The following is a 13,289-nucleotide window of genomic DNA, read 5'->3' on the forward strand; positions in this document are numbered from 1 at the left end:
CGGCCGACTTACCGCTGGCGCAGCCGGCTCAGGCTGACCAGCGCGCCGACCGACGCCACGGCAGCCGCTACGTACAGCGCCGTGCGGGCCGCGCCGGCGCGGTCCAGGCTGAACAGCAGCGCCACCACGGCCGTACCCGTGGTCTGCCCCAGCAGCCGGGTCGTGGCCTGCGCGCCGCTGGCGCCGCCGCTGCGCTCGTGGGGCGTGGCGCTGATCATCGCCCGGTTGTTGGGCGACTGGAAGAACCCGAAGCCGGTGCCGCACAGCGCGGTGCGCCAGGCAATGTCCAGGCTCGACGCGTCCGGCCCGAGCATCGCCAGGCTCACGAGTCCGGTGCCCAGCATCAGCAGCCCGCCGCCGGCCAGCACACTGGCCGGATAGCGGTCGGAAAGCCGGCCCGACAGCGCGGCCATCACCGCCACCATCAGCGGCCACGGCGTGATCAGCAGGCCGGTCTCCTGCAGGCTGCGCCCCAGCTGGTATTCGAGATAGAACGGCAACGCCACGAACGCCAGCATCTGGGTCATGAACGAGCAGAACGACGTGGCAACGGCCAGCGTGAATGCGCGGCTGGCGAACAGGTCCACCGGCACCAGCGGGGCGGCCTGGCCCTGCTGGCGGCGCACCAGGACCCAGCCCAGCGCCAGGGCCAGCACCAGTCCGCAGCCGCCGGCAATGCGCAGCGGCGTGTGGCCCAGCGCGTCGACGCCCAGGATGAACATGCCGATGACCACTGCGGACAGCACCGCGCTCGGATAGTCGAATGCGCGCGGCTGCGGCGGCGTCTCGGGCAGCGCCCGGCGCGCCAGCGTCAGCGCGAACAGCGCCACGGGCACGTTCACCGCAAACAGCCACGGCCAGCTGGCAATGCCCAGGATCAGCGCGCCCAGCGACGGCCCCACGGCAATCGTCACCCCCACCACCAGTGCGTTCAGGCCGATGCCCCGCCCCAGGCGCGTTGGCGGGTAGATGACCCGTACCAGCGCGGTGTTGACGCTCATGATGCCGGCCCCGCCGATGCCCTGGATCACCCGCGCCGCCACCAGCATCGGCAGGTTGACCGAGATTGCGCAGAGCAGCGACCCAACCAGGAACGTGGCCAGCCCCACGCGATACACGCGCTTGTAGCCGAGGATGTCGCCAAGCGAGGACAGCGGCAGCAGGCAGACCGTGACGGTCAGTTGATAGGCGTTGACGACCCAGATCGTCCGCGCCGGGTCGCTTTGGAGTTCCCGGGAGATGGACGGCAGGGCGATGTTGGCGATCGATCCGTCCAGCACGGCCATGATCAGGCCGCAAAACACTGTCAGGATGGCCCAGGTACGCTGGGGGCGCGGAAGACCTTGATGGGACTGCATGGAGGCGGGTCGGGCGGCTTGCGCTGTTCTTGGAAAGCCCGGACCCCGCGGAAGATGACAATTCTGTCAGGATCGGACGCGCCATTATCGTCCGGCGCGCCGACCTGTGCAAATGCGTGGCGCATCTGCGCTACGGTGCCGTGGCCGCCGGCACCCCGCCACTGGCCGGATCGCCGGCGCCGTCCTGCTGGAACGCCAGCACGGCCGCATGCAGCGCGCCGCCGGCCTCCGCGATGGCTTCCGACCAGCCCTGCTCCTGCTCGCACAGCGCCTCCACGGCCCGGCACAGCGCCACGGTGTCGTGCTCCGCGACGATCAGGAACGCGCCCGCCGAGCGGTGCGCCCAATGCTGCAGCGCCATCGGATCGTGCCGCAGCAGGATGTCGGCCAGCTCCGGCTCGTCGGCCAGCAGATGCTGGCGCAGGATGCCCCGGTAGCGGGCCAGTTCGGCGGGCGGGATCGGCGGGTCATCGTCGGCGGGGTCGGCGTAGTCGGCAAGGTCGAGGGATTCCACCGGGGCCGGGATGGCCTGCAGCGCCTGTTCCAGCGCTTTGAGCGACGCGGGTTTGGCGACATGCCCGGCGAACCCGCGAGCGCGCCAGTCCTCGGCCTGATCGCTGGTTGTCACGGCGCTGAACGCCAGCACCGGCAGCGACGGATGCGCGGCCCGGATCGCGCCCAGCAGCGCATAGCCATCCATCACCGGCATGTGGATGTCGGTCAGCACGGCGTCGAACCGGGCGTGCTCCAGCGTCGACAGCGCCTGCCGGCCATCGCCGACGACCACCGGGTCCCAGCCCAGCGTGTCGAGCTGTTCCGCCACCAGCATCTGGTTCAGCACGTTGTCCTCGGCCACCAGGATGCTGCGGCGGGGCAGGGCGGGATCGCGGGCGGGCGCCACCGGCGCCGCGTCCGCCGCCATCAGCGCCGGTGCCGCCTCGTCGTTCAGCGCCGCGAGGGTGCCGGCCAGGATCGCGTCATGGCTGAACGTCGACACCTCGTAGACGCCGTCGCCGCGCGCCGCGGGTTGTTCCGGGCCGTCGCGCGTCACCCAGACCACATTGGCCGGATGCTGCCGACGCAGCGTGTCGAGCGTGTCGCGCCCGTACTCGCCCGTGACCACGAGGATGTGGGGCCGGTTGGCGCGCAGCCATGCCTGCGCGGCGTCGAGCCGGTGGAACGTATCGACCCGCCAGCCCGCGCGCTCCAGCCACGCCTGCAGCACGGTGCCAGATTCGGTTTCCTGGCACAGCACCATCGCGCGCGTGCCCCGCGCCACCGGCTCGGGCGCCGGCAGCGCCGCGGCGGCGGCCCCCAGCGGCACGGCCATCGTGAATGCGGTACCCACGCCTTCCACGCTCTCCACGGTGATATGCCCGTTCATCAGTTCCGTCAGCCGCGCGCAGATCGACAGGCCCAGGCCCGTGCCGCCATAGCGCGCCGACGTACTGGCCTCACCCTGCACGAACGGGTGGAAGATGCGCGCCACCAGCGCCGGCGGCATGCCGATGCCGGAGTCGCGCACGCGGCAGACCAGCACGCTGCGCTCCTGCGTGTCCGTGGTCATCTCCGCGCTCAGCGTGATCTTGCCGCACGACGTGAACTTGAACGCGTTGCTGAGCAGGTTGTTGACGATCTGCGCGATGCGCGTGCGGTCTCCCACCACCATCGTGTCCAGCGACGGCGACAGATGCACGTAGAAGCGCACCGGCTTGTCCTGCACCATCGGCGCGTACGACATCGCCAGGCTTTCCAGGTCGGCGATGGGCCGGAACGGCTCGTTGACCAGCTTCATCTCGCCGGCATCGATCTTCGAGAAATCGAGGATGTCATTGACGATGCGCTGCAGCCCTTCTGACGCCACCTGCAGCGCCCGCAGCCGCGCCGCATGGGGTGCCAGGCCGTCGGCGCGCGTCAGCAGTTCGATATTGCCCAGCAGCGCGTTCAGCGGCGTGCGGATCTCGTGGCTCATCGACGCAAAGAAGTTCGACCGCGCCCGCATCATCGACTCGGCCGTCTCACGCGCCGTGCGTAGCTGCGATTCGAGCTGGTGCTGCGCCGTGATGTCCTGGACGGCGCAGAACAGCACCGCCTCGTCCCGGTACGTGGCCGGGGCGCAGGTCACCTGCAGGAACTGGGTGGCCGATTCGGCCGGCGCGAACGCAGCGGGCACGGTCACCTGCGTGATCGACGCCGCCGGCTGCCTGTCCGCCGGCGCGCGGCGCCGCAGCGCATCCATGATGTGGGCCGGCATGCGCGCGCCCTGGCCATGGCCCAGCAACTGGTCGGCCACCGCGTTCGACGTCAGGATCGATTCGTCCTGCTGTCGCACGATGCACAGGCCCACCGGCGTGGCACTGACCAGGATATGGCTGATCGTCTCGCTTTCCAGCGCCCGCGCGGCTTCGGCGTGGCTGCGCCGCAGCAGGTGGATGTCCCAGTAGCGCGCCGTCAGCACGATGCCGGCGATCAGCAGCAGCCCCGCGCCGAGGATCACGGCCAGTTCCGTGGCAATCGATCCGAACAGCGTGCCATAGGGCAGGAAATAGACGAGGGAGCCGAAGTCCGGCTTGAGCGGCTGCACGAGCAGCAGGCCGTCGCGGGTCAGCGCGGGCGCGTCCGATGTCGAGTCGCCCGCATGTTGCAGCACACGCGCCGCCACGGCGGGCTTCACGGTCGGCGAGACGTCGATGATGGCGTTGTCGCGGTTCCGCAGCCACAGGACGGCAGGCATGTCCGGCCGTTCCAGGCTCGCCAGGAACGACGCAGCGGGCAGGCTGACGGCGGCCAGCGGCAGCGCACCGGTCGCGCCGGCCCGCGCGCCCAGCACGGCGATCACGGCGGGCCCGTGTACCGTCGGATCGTCGACCGGACCGACCCAGCGCGGACCGGAATCGGCGCTGCCCGACTGGCCGGCGTGCCGCACCAGGCTGTCGCGCAAGGCGGCTACCTCGCCGGCCTGCGGCTGTTGCGCTGCCGGAAAGCCGGGCGGCGACAGCAGGATGGCGTACGCCCCGCCGGGATCGACGACATAGGCGCGCTGGTCGAGCTGGAACGCCATCTGCGTCGTCAGCGTGGCCGTGGCGATCTGCTGGAGCTGCCAGACCTTGCGCGGCAGCGCGTCGCCCCATTCGCGGCGCGTGGCCTCGGGCACCAGCAGCACGTACCGGCCATCGGCCGACCGCGCCGAGCCCGACTGCCGCACCTGCGCCAGCAGGGCCGCGTCCGGCGGCGCGTCGACGCTGGCGCCCAGGTAGTAGTCGATCGTCAGCGCCGTGCGGCGCAGGAACGACGCCTGGCTCTGCAACTGCAACGAAATCGTGCTGACGTACTGCGCGATCTGCCCGCGCCGGACGTCGAGGTGCCGCGCCGCCGCCAGCCCGGCCAGCAGCAGGCCGGATACGATGACGATGGCGATCAGCAGGCCGACCGTGGCGTAGTAGAGGTGCTGCTGGCGGCGGGCGTTGCGGGCGAGGGAGGCAAAGGCTTGCGCAAGGGATTCCTGCGTGCGGTCGAGAATCTGCTGCATGGCGCGTCAGATCAGTCCGTTCTCGTAGGCGTAGCGGATCAGGTCCGTATTGGTCTGCACGTTGAGCTTGCGCATTGCCACGGTCTTCTGGCTGGAGATCGTGCTGACTGACCGGCCCAGCTTGTTGGCAATCTCGCTGAGCTGGAAGCCTTGCGCGTACAGGCGCACCACCTCCAGTTCGCGCAGCGTCAGTTCGGTATTGGGGGCGGCGGAGGCCACGCCGTCCAGCACGGCGCGGATGGAGGGAGAGTAGAAGTTGCCGTGGCTGACCGTTACGTGGATGCAGGCGCGGACGATCTCGTCGAGGTCGTCCTCCTTGCTGACGAAGGCGCGGGCGCCGAGCTTCATGGCGCGCACGATGACGCCGGGGTTGTTCTGCGCGCTGACGATCACGATGCGCGTATCGGGGTAGAGCCGCGTCAGCCGGCGCAGCAGGTTGAAGCCGTCAAGCGAGGCATCGCCGTGCCCCATGCTGAAATCGGTGACCGCGACATCCACCGGATTCTGGGCCAGCGCGCCAATCAGTTCGCTGCCGTTCGTGCATTCGCATTTGACCTGGAAGCCCGGTGTGCGCTGAAGGCAGTCGCGCAGGGCTGTGACGACGAGCGGATGGTCGTCCGCCAGTGCGACCCGGATGGTTTTTGCAGGCATGCCTCGGTGTCCTTTTCGCAGACAAGGTGGCGCACCCGCCGGCGCGCAACCTGAGTTCGTGCTTTCGCAAGCATAGGAATAACTCCATCTCGAAGACGCGCACGATCACGCGATGCGAACGATTGAGCGCGCAGTATTCGATGGAGCCGGAGAAGCTATCGTGGATATCGTTGAAACAGCGTAAATCTACGAGTAAAACCCCGTGACGGAACGATAGCGTATTGGCAGCAAATCGAGCCGTGCATCGGATCTGTCGCATTCTGATGTTTCAGCGACGCGAGAGAAATCGCAATTCGACTAGTTTTCGCCGATGCGTGCGTCACAGGATCGGTTCCTGCAAATGCCGCGACTGCTTGGCCAGCGAATCGGTCAGCCCGCGGTACTGCGGCAGGACGCGGCTGACACGTTCGATAAAGCCGGCGCAGCGCTGCGAGCGCACCGGCGCGCTGGGACGCACCAGCATGGCAGCCGGATGCGACATGGCCGGATGCTTGGCCAGCGCGTCGGGCAGGCGGTCCAGCCCGCGCAGGCGCATCAGCATCAGCAGCTCGATTGGCATGGTCTGTTCGACGGGATGATCGAAATCAAAAAGCGACTCGTCGCTATCGCGGCTGGTCTGCATCAGATGACGGTCGGCCAGCTCGAAAGCCAGCGGCATGAACACGTCGTCCGGGGCCTGCCACTGTTCGACGATGCGCGCCAGCAGCGCATCGCACTTGTGGAACACGGTCTGGGGCACCGTCACGTCGAGCGCCTGGCCGGCCACGCCGACGATCATCCCGGTCATGCCGCCGAGCGGGTGGGGCGCGGCGCCCTCGGCATCGACGCCGAACCAGGACTTCAGCGCGAACGCCGCAAGGTCCTGCCAGTCCAGCGCGAGCAGCATCGCCAGTTGCAGCGACATGTCGCGCTCGTAGGTCTGCCGGCGGGTCGGGCCGCTCCATTGTTCCTTGTGCAGCGCCAGGGCATGGGTGCCGGCCAGCGACTCCACGACGCCAAGCTGCAGCGACAGCCAGTTCGGCGCGGGACAGGTTTCCGTCCGGTTCAGTTCGATCGCGCGCCACTGCCGCAGCCGGCCCAGCCAGAACATCGCGCGCGCCGCGCGCGGCACCGGCACGGCGGCCGGCGTGGTCATGAAGACTGTGAGCGTGTCCCGGTACATCCCATGCAGGGCATCCGCCTGCGCCTGCGCCGTATGGAAGAGGCTCTGACGCCGTTGCTCGCCTTCAATTTCGTGAGTGGTCTTCTTCCGCATTTGTCGTGCCCGTGAGGATGGAGATAGGGAATGTCGACACTACGAGTGGAGGCAAATCGGGTCTATCGGCATTTGTTTAAATTCACCGCAAACCGTGCGGCCGCCGTCCACCATGGGTCACGAACACGACAGATTTCCGGCCGGGCCGGAGCCGCCCGACGGCGGAATTTAAGGAAACGGTTAGGTGGAAAAGCCCCAGCCGAAGTGGCGCCGACGGATCAATACATCCGGTGGCCGCAGGGTCTTTCGCACTGCGTCACGGCCACGCGCGAAAAGTGGCATGCTGGGGCCGGCGGGACCCGGAGCGGAGGTGTGCCATGACGATGCGTCGATTCGAGGAGTTTCCCCCCGAGGAACAGCAGGACGTCGAGGCCGTGTTCAGGCAGGTGGGGATGGCGATGCAGGAATTCGAGATTTCCGATGCCAATGGCAGCGCCGCCCGCCAGGTGACGGTGCGCCGACAGCGCACCGGGGCGGAGAGCGTCTACGACGCCGGCCCGGGCACGTCGTGGATCGAGGAGTTCGAGAGCGACCTGGAATGCGGCCTGTTCGGCCAGCTCTCTCAGTAGGGCGCGCTGGGCGCCGCGCGGCAAGCGGCGGGGTCAGCCCCGTCCGCGCTCGTGGCTGCGGCCCACGATCGACGCGCCCGCTATCAATTCCTGCAACAGCGCCAGCGACGCCGCGCCGGGCATCCGGTACGGGTCGAGTTCGCCCTGCGCCGAATACTTGAGCAGCGTGGCCGCGTTGATCTTGCCGGCGTTGACGCGGCCCATCGACCACCCGGAGAACGCGCGCTCGGCGATCTCCTCGTAGTGCAGCAGCACCACGTCGTGGTGGCGGGCGTCCTGGCCGATGTTCAGGTAGAGCCGCGACACCGCCTCGCGGCTGCCCTCCAGCGCCTGCAGGAAAATGCTGTTGCTGTGGCACAGCACGCCGGTCACGCCGTGGCGCGGGTTGTTGGCCAGGCTGGTTTCGAGGATGGCATCCAGCACGTCGGCGCTCAGGGGCTCCCTGGCGCGGCTGGCGTAGAGCAGGCGAACTAGCATCGGTCGGCCTCTTGCGGTTCCGGGCGGGTCAGCGCCGGTTCAGGTTCAGCAGCGTCAGGAATTCCCGGCGCAGCTTGTCGTCCTTCAGGAACGAGCCGCGCATCACGCTGTTGGTCATCTTGGCGTCGGTGTCGCGCACGCCGCGCCAGTGCATGCAGAAGTGCTCGGCCTCCATCACGATGGCCAGCCCGTCCGGGTTCATCTTTTCCTGGAGCAGGTCCGCCACCTGGGCCACGGCCTCCTCCTGGATCTGCGGGCGGCACATCACCCACTCGGCCAGCCGCGCGTACTTGGACAGGCCGATCAGGTTCGAATGCCGGTTCGGCATCACGCCCACCCAGAGGCTGCCGATGATCGGGCACAGGTGGTGCGAGCACGCGCTGCGCACGCGGATCGGGCCGACGATCATCAGCTCGTTGAGCTGCTCGACGTTTGGAAACTCGGTGACCTGCGGCGCCTTGGCATAGCGGCCCGCAAAGATCTCCTTGAGGTACATCTTGGCCACGCGGCGCGCGGTCTCGCGCGTGTTGTGGTCCTGGTCGACGTCGATCACCAGCGTGCGCAGCACTTCCTCCATGCGGGCCTCCACCTCGGCCTGCAGGGCGTCCAGTTCGCCGTGCTCGATATGGCGGGCGATATTGTCGTTGGCGTGGAAGCGTTCGCCGGAGGCGGCGATGCGGGCGCGGATGCGGTCCGATACGGGCGTCGGGGTGGCGGGCCTGGCCCCGTCGGGGTGTTCCTTGTGTGACATGTGCGGCGCCGATGGTCAGGCGGATAGGGCGCTCGGTGCGCGGTGCTTCACTATAAGCGAAAACGGTGCGCCGGGGCTCAGCGCAGCACGGCCAGCGCGGGCAGCAGCGCCAGCGGCATCACGATGGCGCCGGTCTTCAGGAACGTGCCGGCGCCAATGGCATGGCCCTCGCGGCGCAGCGCGGTCAGCCACAGCAGCGTGGCCAGCGACCCCGTGACCGACAGGTTCGGGCCAAGGTCCACGCCGATCAGCACCGCCGCCGTCACCGTGTCCGACGCATGGCCGGCGGCCAGCGCCGACGCCGCGAACAGCCCGGCCGGCAGGTTGTTGACGATGTTGCTGACCACACCCACCAGCGCGCCCGCCACGCCGGCGCCCAGCACGGCGTCGGTGCCGTGCCGTGCCGACAGTTCGCGCACCCAGTGCGCGAGTTGATCGGTCAAGCCGGTCTGCGCCAGGCCGGCCACCAGCACGAACAGGCCGGCGACCATCGGCAGCACGCCCCACGACACCTCGGCCAGCGCCGGGCGCAGCAGCCGGGGCTGCGTGGCGCAGACGGCCAGCAGCGTCGCCGCGCCGCCCAGGAACGTGGGCCAGCCCAGATCGCGGCCCAGCAGGGACGCGGTCAGCAGCGCCACGCCGGTCAGCACGATGCCGGCGGCCGTCAGCCACGCCTGAACGGACAGCGGCGGGGTCTCGACGTCCTGGGCAATCGGCTCGTCCAGCGCCTTGCGCTGCGTCCAGTACAGCGCCAGGAACGTCATGACGATGGCGACGACCGACGGCAGCGTGAAGCGCGCCAGCCAGCTCATCAGCGGCGGCATGCGTTCGCCGAACAGCACGAGGTTGGCCGGGTTCGAGATCGGCAGCACGAAGCTGGCGGCATTGGCGATGAACGCGCAGGCATAGAGGTAGGGCAGCGGATGCCGCACGCGCGCCGCGCGCGTGGCGGCCAGCACGGCCGGGGTGAGCACCACGGCGGTGGCGTCGTTCGACATGAACGCGGTCACCGCGATGCCAAAGCCGTAGACCAGCACGAACAGCCGCCGGGCCGACCCGCGCGCGCTGCGCACGGCCAGCGCGGCCACGTGGTCGAACAGGCCGGTCTTCCGGGCCAGCTCGGAGATCAGCATCATCCCGGCCAGGAACAGGTAGACGTCGTTGCCGCGCGCCACGGCTTGCAGCGCGTCGCGCCACGGCAGCAGGCCGGCCACGCACAGCAGGACGGCGCCCGCCATGGCCCAGAACGGCTCGGGCAGGCGGAACGGGCGGAACAGCACGCCGGCGGTGGCCAGCGCGGCAACCGCCCAGATCATCGGTGTGGCGTATGCGGCCGATGCGGTCATGACAGCCTTCAGAGAGCAGGTGCGAGCGGAGCGCTGGCGGCCGCCGGTGCGCCGAGCGCGGCCGGCGTGGGCGTGGCGAGGGACGGAGCGCCGGGCATCGCGCCCGTGGCAGGCATGTCCGGCACCGCAGGCGGCGGCGGGAAGCCGAGCGAGGCCAGGCCGTGCGACCCGTCGGCATTCTCGGCATAGGCCCAGTCGTTGTTCATCCGCGCCAGTTGCGGCGGCGCCGGAAAGTCGGTCGTCGGCACGCCGGCGAGCCGGCCTTCCATGTAGGCGGCCCAGATCGGCAGCGCGGTGGTGGCGCCGAATTCGCGGCGGCCCAGGCTGCGGTTGTCGTCGTAGCCCATCCAGGCCACCGTGACCACCTGTCCGGCGTAGCCGGCAAACCAGCCGTCGACCGAATCGTTGGTGGTGCCGGTCTTGCCCGCCACGTCGTCGCGCCGCAGGTAGCGTCGCACGCCGGCACCGGTGCCTTCGTCCACCACGCTCTGGAGCAGGCTGTTCATGACAAACGCATTGCGCGCCGAAATCACGCGCGGCGGCTCGGCGGTATCGGCGGCGAACAGCACGTTGCCGTCGCCGTCGGTGATTTTCTCGATCAGGTAGGGCTCGATGCGATGGCCCTGGTTGGCGAACACGCCATAGGCGGCGGCCAGACGCAGCGGCGACGTGGTGCCGGTGCCCAGCGCCATCGGCAGGTACGGCGGCAGCTTGCGGGCCGAGAAGCCGAACTTGCCCGCGAAATCGATAGCGTACGAGATGCCGATGGCCTGCAGCGTCCGGATGGCCGGCAGGTTGCGCGACTCGGCCAGCGCCTCGCGCATGGTGATCGGCCCGACAAAGCGCCCGTCGTCGTTCGACGGCTGCCAGCGTGGCGAGCTTTCGAGCGGCGCGTCGTTGATCAGCGTGCCCGGCGAGATGCCGCGCTCCAGCGCCGCCGAGTAGATGAACGGCTTGAACGTCGAGCCCGGCTGGCGCTGCGCCTGCGTGGCGTGGTTGAAGCGGCTGGTGGCAAAGTCGGTGCCGCCGACCATCGCCTCGATGGCCCCGGTGCGGGCGTCCAGCGAGACCAGCGCGGCCTGCGGCATCGGCACCGTGGCGGCCTTGCCGGCGCCATGGCGCTTGCCGTAGCGCTCGATGCCGGCGCGCACGGCATCGTAGGCCATGGTCTGGTGCATCGCCGAGACCGTGGTGTAGACGTTCAGGCCGCGCGTGTAGGCGTCGTCGCCAAAGCGGTCATGCGCGAGCTGGCGCGCCAGTTCCGCCACGTACCCGGCGTGGCCGTCGAAGCGGCCGTTGGCGTCGCGGTTGACCACGATCTGCGCGTTGCGCGCGTCGCGGTACTCGTCCTGCGTGATCATGCCCAGCGCCAGCATGCGGCCCAGCACGTACTCCTGCCGGCGCTTGGCGCGCGGCAGGTTGACCATCGGGTTCATCGTGGAGGGCGCCTTGGGCAGGCCGGCCAGCATGGCCGTCTCGGCCAGCGACAGCCGCGCCAGCGGCTTGCCGAAGTAGGTCTGCGCGGCGCTGCCGAAGCCGTACGCGTGCTCGCCCAGGTACACCTGGTTCATGTACAGCTCCAGGATGCGGTCCTTGGACAGCGAGCGGTCGATCTGGAACGCCAGCAGAATCTCGTACCACTTGCGCGCCAGCGTCTTCTCGCGCGACAGGTAGAAGTTGCGCGCCACCTGCATCGTGATCGTGGACGCGCCCTGTGCGTAGCCTTCGCCGATATTGGCCAGCGCGGCCCGGACCAGCCCCGCCACGTCGACGCCGACGTGGTGGTAGAACTGGTCGTCCTCGGCCGCCAGCAGCGCGTCGGACATCCGTTTGGGCATCTGCTCGATCGGGATGAACTCGCGGTGCTCGGTGCCGAATTCGCCGATCTGCACGTCGTCGCGCGTGAAGATGCGCAGCGGCACCTGGGGGCGATAGTCGCGCAGCGCGTCGACCGGGGGCAGTTGCCGCAGGCTGACCAGCGCGGCGAAACCGGCCACCAGCACGCCGGCGGCAGCCAGCGCCGCCGTGACGCCCGCCGCCTTGACTACGATTTTTTTCATGGCGCGCATTCTACCGCGCGGCGGAAAGCGGCAACGGCATGCCGGTATCGGTCAGGTCGGCCGGCGGCGGCTGGGGCACCCGCTGCGGTGGCTGATGCGGCACACCCTGGGCAAACTCGCAGAGCGCCACCCAGGTTTCGGGCCGCTCGACGATCGTGTAGTGGTCGGTGCCGGCGATGGTCTGCACGGCCACCGGGCCCGGCCAGGCGGCCATCAGGCGCTCCGAGCACTCGTGCGGCACCACGTCGTCGATCTCGGCCAGCAGCACCTTCGTGCTCTGCACCACCTTCTTGCAGTGGGAAATCGAATCGAAATGGTGGCGCATGAGCTGGCGCAGCGGCACCAGCGGAAAGCGCTTGCGCACGATTTCCAGCAGCGAGTCGTGGGGGGTGATGAGCTGCAGGCTCTCGAAATCCTGCAGGTCGGCAAGCTGGATCGCCACGCCGGTGCCCAGCGAGCGGCCCACCACGTGCACCCGCACGCCCGGAAACGCGCGGCGGATATGCAGCAGGAACTGGCTGGCGTCGGCCACGGCGGCGGCCTCCGACGGCATGCCGTCGGAATGGCCCAGCCCGCGGTAGTCGAACGTGGCGAAGCCCATGCCGGCCGGCAGCCATTTCATGAACTGCAGCGTGTCCAGCACGTCCTCGCCGCGCCCGGGCAGGTAGAACAGCAGGTCGCGCACGCCCTCGTGGTCGGCGTGGTAGGTGTAGCCGCGGAACAGCCCGCCCGGCACGGGGTGCGAGTAGGCGTCGATGCCTTCGGGCAGGTCGCGGGGCGGGCGGCGGCGCGCGTCGAACAGCAGCCGCTCCTGGTTGACGGCGAGATAGGTCCAGTAGCAGGCGAAGCCGCCGGCGGTCAGCAGCGACGCGGCCAGCGTTCTGCGCAGAAACGACGATGACATGGGGGCGTGAAGGAGGTCATGGGCGCGGACGGTCATGCGCGTCCAGCGTACCCGAAATTCCGGCAATGCGGCGTTGGACCCGGCCGGCCGGCCGCAAGTTCTTGTACGATATGCCGCATATCGAACCAAGGCCGCCGGGGGGCTGTTGCATGAACGACGAACAGAAACGCGCTGAAGAGGCGCAGGCGATGGAGCGCGTGGTCAACGCCACGCGCCAGGTGCAGGTGGCGTTCACCGCGCTGCAAGGCCAGTATCCGCCGCAGGGCAGCGGCAAGCCGTCGAAGATCGCGCTGCAGACCTTCGACGCCGCGCTCCAGGCGCTGGAAGACGCCCAGGCGGCGTTCGACGAGGTGCTGAACGACCTGCTCGACGGCAACCGCTGAGGCGCG

Annotated in this window: 11 protein-coding genes; 2 read left to right on the top strand and 9 right to left on the bottom strand. The window is 69.3% G+C overall.

Annotated elements, in window-relative coordinates; genetic code table 11:
- Window positions 1-8: 8 nt before the first annotated feature.
- From EPAKOI_RS17640 to EPAKOI_RS17655, 4 genes are all read right to left on the bottom strand, one after another.
- Window positions 9-1,358, bottom strand: coding sequence for an MFS transporter (locus EPAKOI_RS17640; protein WP_423194135.1), 1,350 nt, complete (start codon window positions 1,356-1,358; stop codon window positions 9-11).
- Between the two features lie 130 nt (window positions 1,359-1,488).
- Entirely contained in the window at window positions 1,489-4,887 is a 3,399-nt protein-coding gene (locus tag EPAKOI_RS17645; RefSeq protein WP_423194136.1) for an ATP-binding protein, read from the bottom strand.
- Between the two features lie 6 nt (window positions 4,888-4,893).
- Complete coding sequence (locus tag EPAKOI_RS17650; protein WP_124685456.1) at window positions 4,894-5,538, bottom strand: response regulator transcription factor; 645 nt, start codon at window positions 5,536-5,538, stop codon at window positions 4,894-4,896.
- A gap of 319 nt (window positions 5,539-5,857) precedes the next feature.
- The gene (locus EPAKOI_RS17655; RefSeq protein WP_423194137.1) at window positions 5,858-6,793 is read right to left on the bottom strand and encodes a hypothetical protein; all 936 of its coding nucleotides are present in this window, start codon (window positions 6,791-6,793) and stop codon (window positions 5,858-5,860) included.
- A gap of 317 nt (window positions 6,794-7,110) precedes the next feature.
- Between EPAKOI_RS17655 and EPAKOI_RS17660 the strand changes: the two genes are divergently transcribed.
- Window positions 7,111-7,362, top strand: coding sequence for a hypothetical protein (locus tag EPAKOI_RS17660; RefSeq protein ID WP_124685455.1), 252 nt, complete (start codon window positions 7,111-7,113; stop codon window positions 7,360-7,362).
- 33 nt (window positions 7,363-7,395) lie between these two features.
- Here the strand turns inward: EPAKOI_RS17660 and EPAKOI_RS17665 are convergent, their stop codons facing one another.
- From EPAKOI_RS17665 to EPAKOI_RS17685, 5 genes are all read right to left on the bottom strand, one after another.
- A complete protein-coding gene (locus EPAKOI_RS17665; RefSeq protein WP_124685454.1) occupies window positions 7,396-7,839 on the bottom strand; it encodes a BLUF domain-containing protein in 444 nt (147 codons plus the stop codon).
- Window positions 7,840-7,867: 28 nt separating this feature from the next.
- On the bottom strand, window positions 7,868-8,590 hold the full coding sequence (gene folE, locus EPAKOI_RS17670) for a GTP cyclohydrolase I (protein ID WP_124685453.1): 723 nt from the start codon (window positions 8,588-8,590) through the stop codon (window positions 7,868-7,870).
- Window positions 8,591-8,667: 77 nt separating this feature from the next.
- A complete protein-coding gene (locus EPAKOI_RS17675) occupies window positions 8,668-9,936 on the bottom strand; it encodes an arsenic transporter (RefSeq protein WP_423194138.1) in 1,269 nt (422 codons plus the stop codon).
- Window positions 9,937-9,944: 8 nt separating this feature from the next.
- Window positions 9,945-11,996, bottom strand: coding sequence for a penicillin-binding protein 1A (locus EPAKOI_RS17680; protein WP_423194139.1), 2,052 nt, complete (start codon window positions 11,994-11,996; stop codon window positions 9,945-9,947).
- Between the two features lie 10 nt (window positions 11,997-12,006).
- On the bottom strand, window positions 12,007-12,900 hold the full coding sequence (locus tag EPAKOI_RS17685; RefSeq protein ID WP_423194140.1) for an alpha/beta hydrolase: 894 nt from the start codon (window positions 12,898-12,900) through the stop codon (window positions 12,007-12,009).
- Between the two features lie 149 nt (window positions 12,901-13,049).
- Here EPAKOI_RS17685 and EPAKOI_RS17690 point away from each other — a divergent pair, with 149 nt between their 5' ends.
- Complete coding sequence (locus EPAKOI_RS17690) at window positions 13,050-13,283, top strand: hypothetical protein (RefSeq protein ID WP_124685449.1); 234 nt, start codon at window positions 13,050-13,052, stop codon at window positions 13,281-13,283.
- Window positions 13,284-13,289 lie beyond the last annotated feature (6 nt).

The sequence above is a fragment of the Cupriavidus sp. H18C2 genome (genome assembly GCF_049393795.1).
Taxonomy (GTDB): Bacteria; Pseudomonadota; Gammaproteobacteria; order Burkholderiales; family Burkholderiaceae; genus Cupriavidus; species Cupriavidus pauculus_C.

Excerpts from the sequence above, each read along its gene's own strand:
- EPAKOI_RS17645 (WP_423194136.1), bottom strand. The coding sequence starts at position 4,887 with ATGCAGCAGATTCTCGACCGCACGCAGGAATCCCTTGCGCAAGCCTTT.
- EPAKOI_RS17650 (WP_124685456.1), bottom strand. The coding sequence starts at position 5,538 with ATGCCTGCAAAAACCATCCGGGTCGCACTGGCGGACGACCATCCGCTC.
- EPAKOI_RS17660 (WP_124685455.1), top strand. The coding sequence starts at position 7,111 with ATGACGATGCGTCGATTCGAGGAGTTTCCCCCCGAGGAACAGCAGGAC.
- folE (WP_124685453.1), bottom strand. The coding sequence starts at position 8,590 with ATGTCACACAAGGAACACCCCGACGGGGCCAGGCCCGCCACCCCGACG.
- EPAKOI_RS17680 (WP_423194139.1), bottom strand. The coding sequence starts at position 11,996 with ATGAAAAAAATCGTAGTCAAGGCGGCGGGCGTCACGGCGGCGCTGGCT.
- EPAKOI_RS17640 (WP_423194135.1), bottom strand. The coding sequence starts at position 1,358 with ATGCAGTCCCATCAAGGTCTTCCGCGCCCCCAGCGTACCTGGGCCATC.
- EPAKOI_RS17665 (WP_124685454.1), bottom strand. The coding sequence starts at position 7,839 with ATGCTAGTTCGCCTGCTCTACGCCAGCCGCGCCAGGGAGCCCCTGAGC.
- EPAKOI_RS17685 (WP_423194140.1), bottom strand. The coding sequence starts at position 12,900 with ATGTCATCGTCGTTTCTGCGCAGAACGCTGGCCGCGTCGCTGCTGACC.
- EPAKOI_RS17690 (WP_124685449.1), top strand. The coding sequence starts at position 13,050 with ATGAACGACGAACAGAAACGCGCTGAAGAGGCGCAGGCGATGGAGCGC.
- EPAKOI_RS17675 (WP_423194138.1), bottom strand. The coding sequence starts at position 9,936 with ATGACCGCATCGGCCGCATACGCCACACCGATGATCTGGGCGGTTGCC.
- EPAKOI_RS17655 (WP_423194137.1), bottom strand. The coding sequence starts at position 6,793 with ATGCGGAAGAAGACCACTCACGAAATTGAAGGCGAGCAACGGCGTCAG.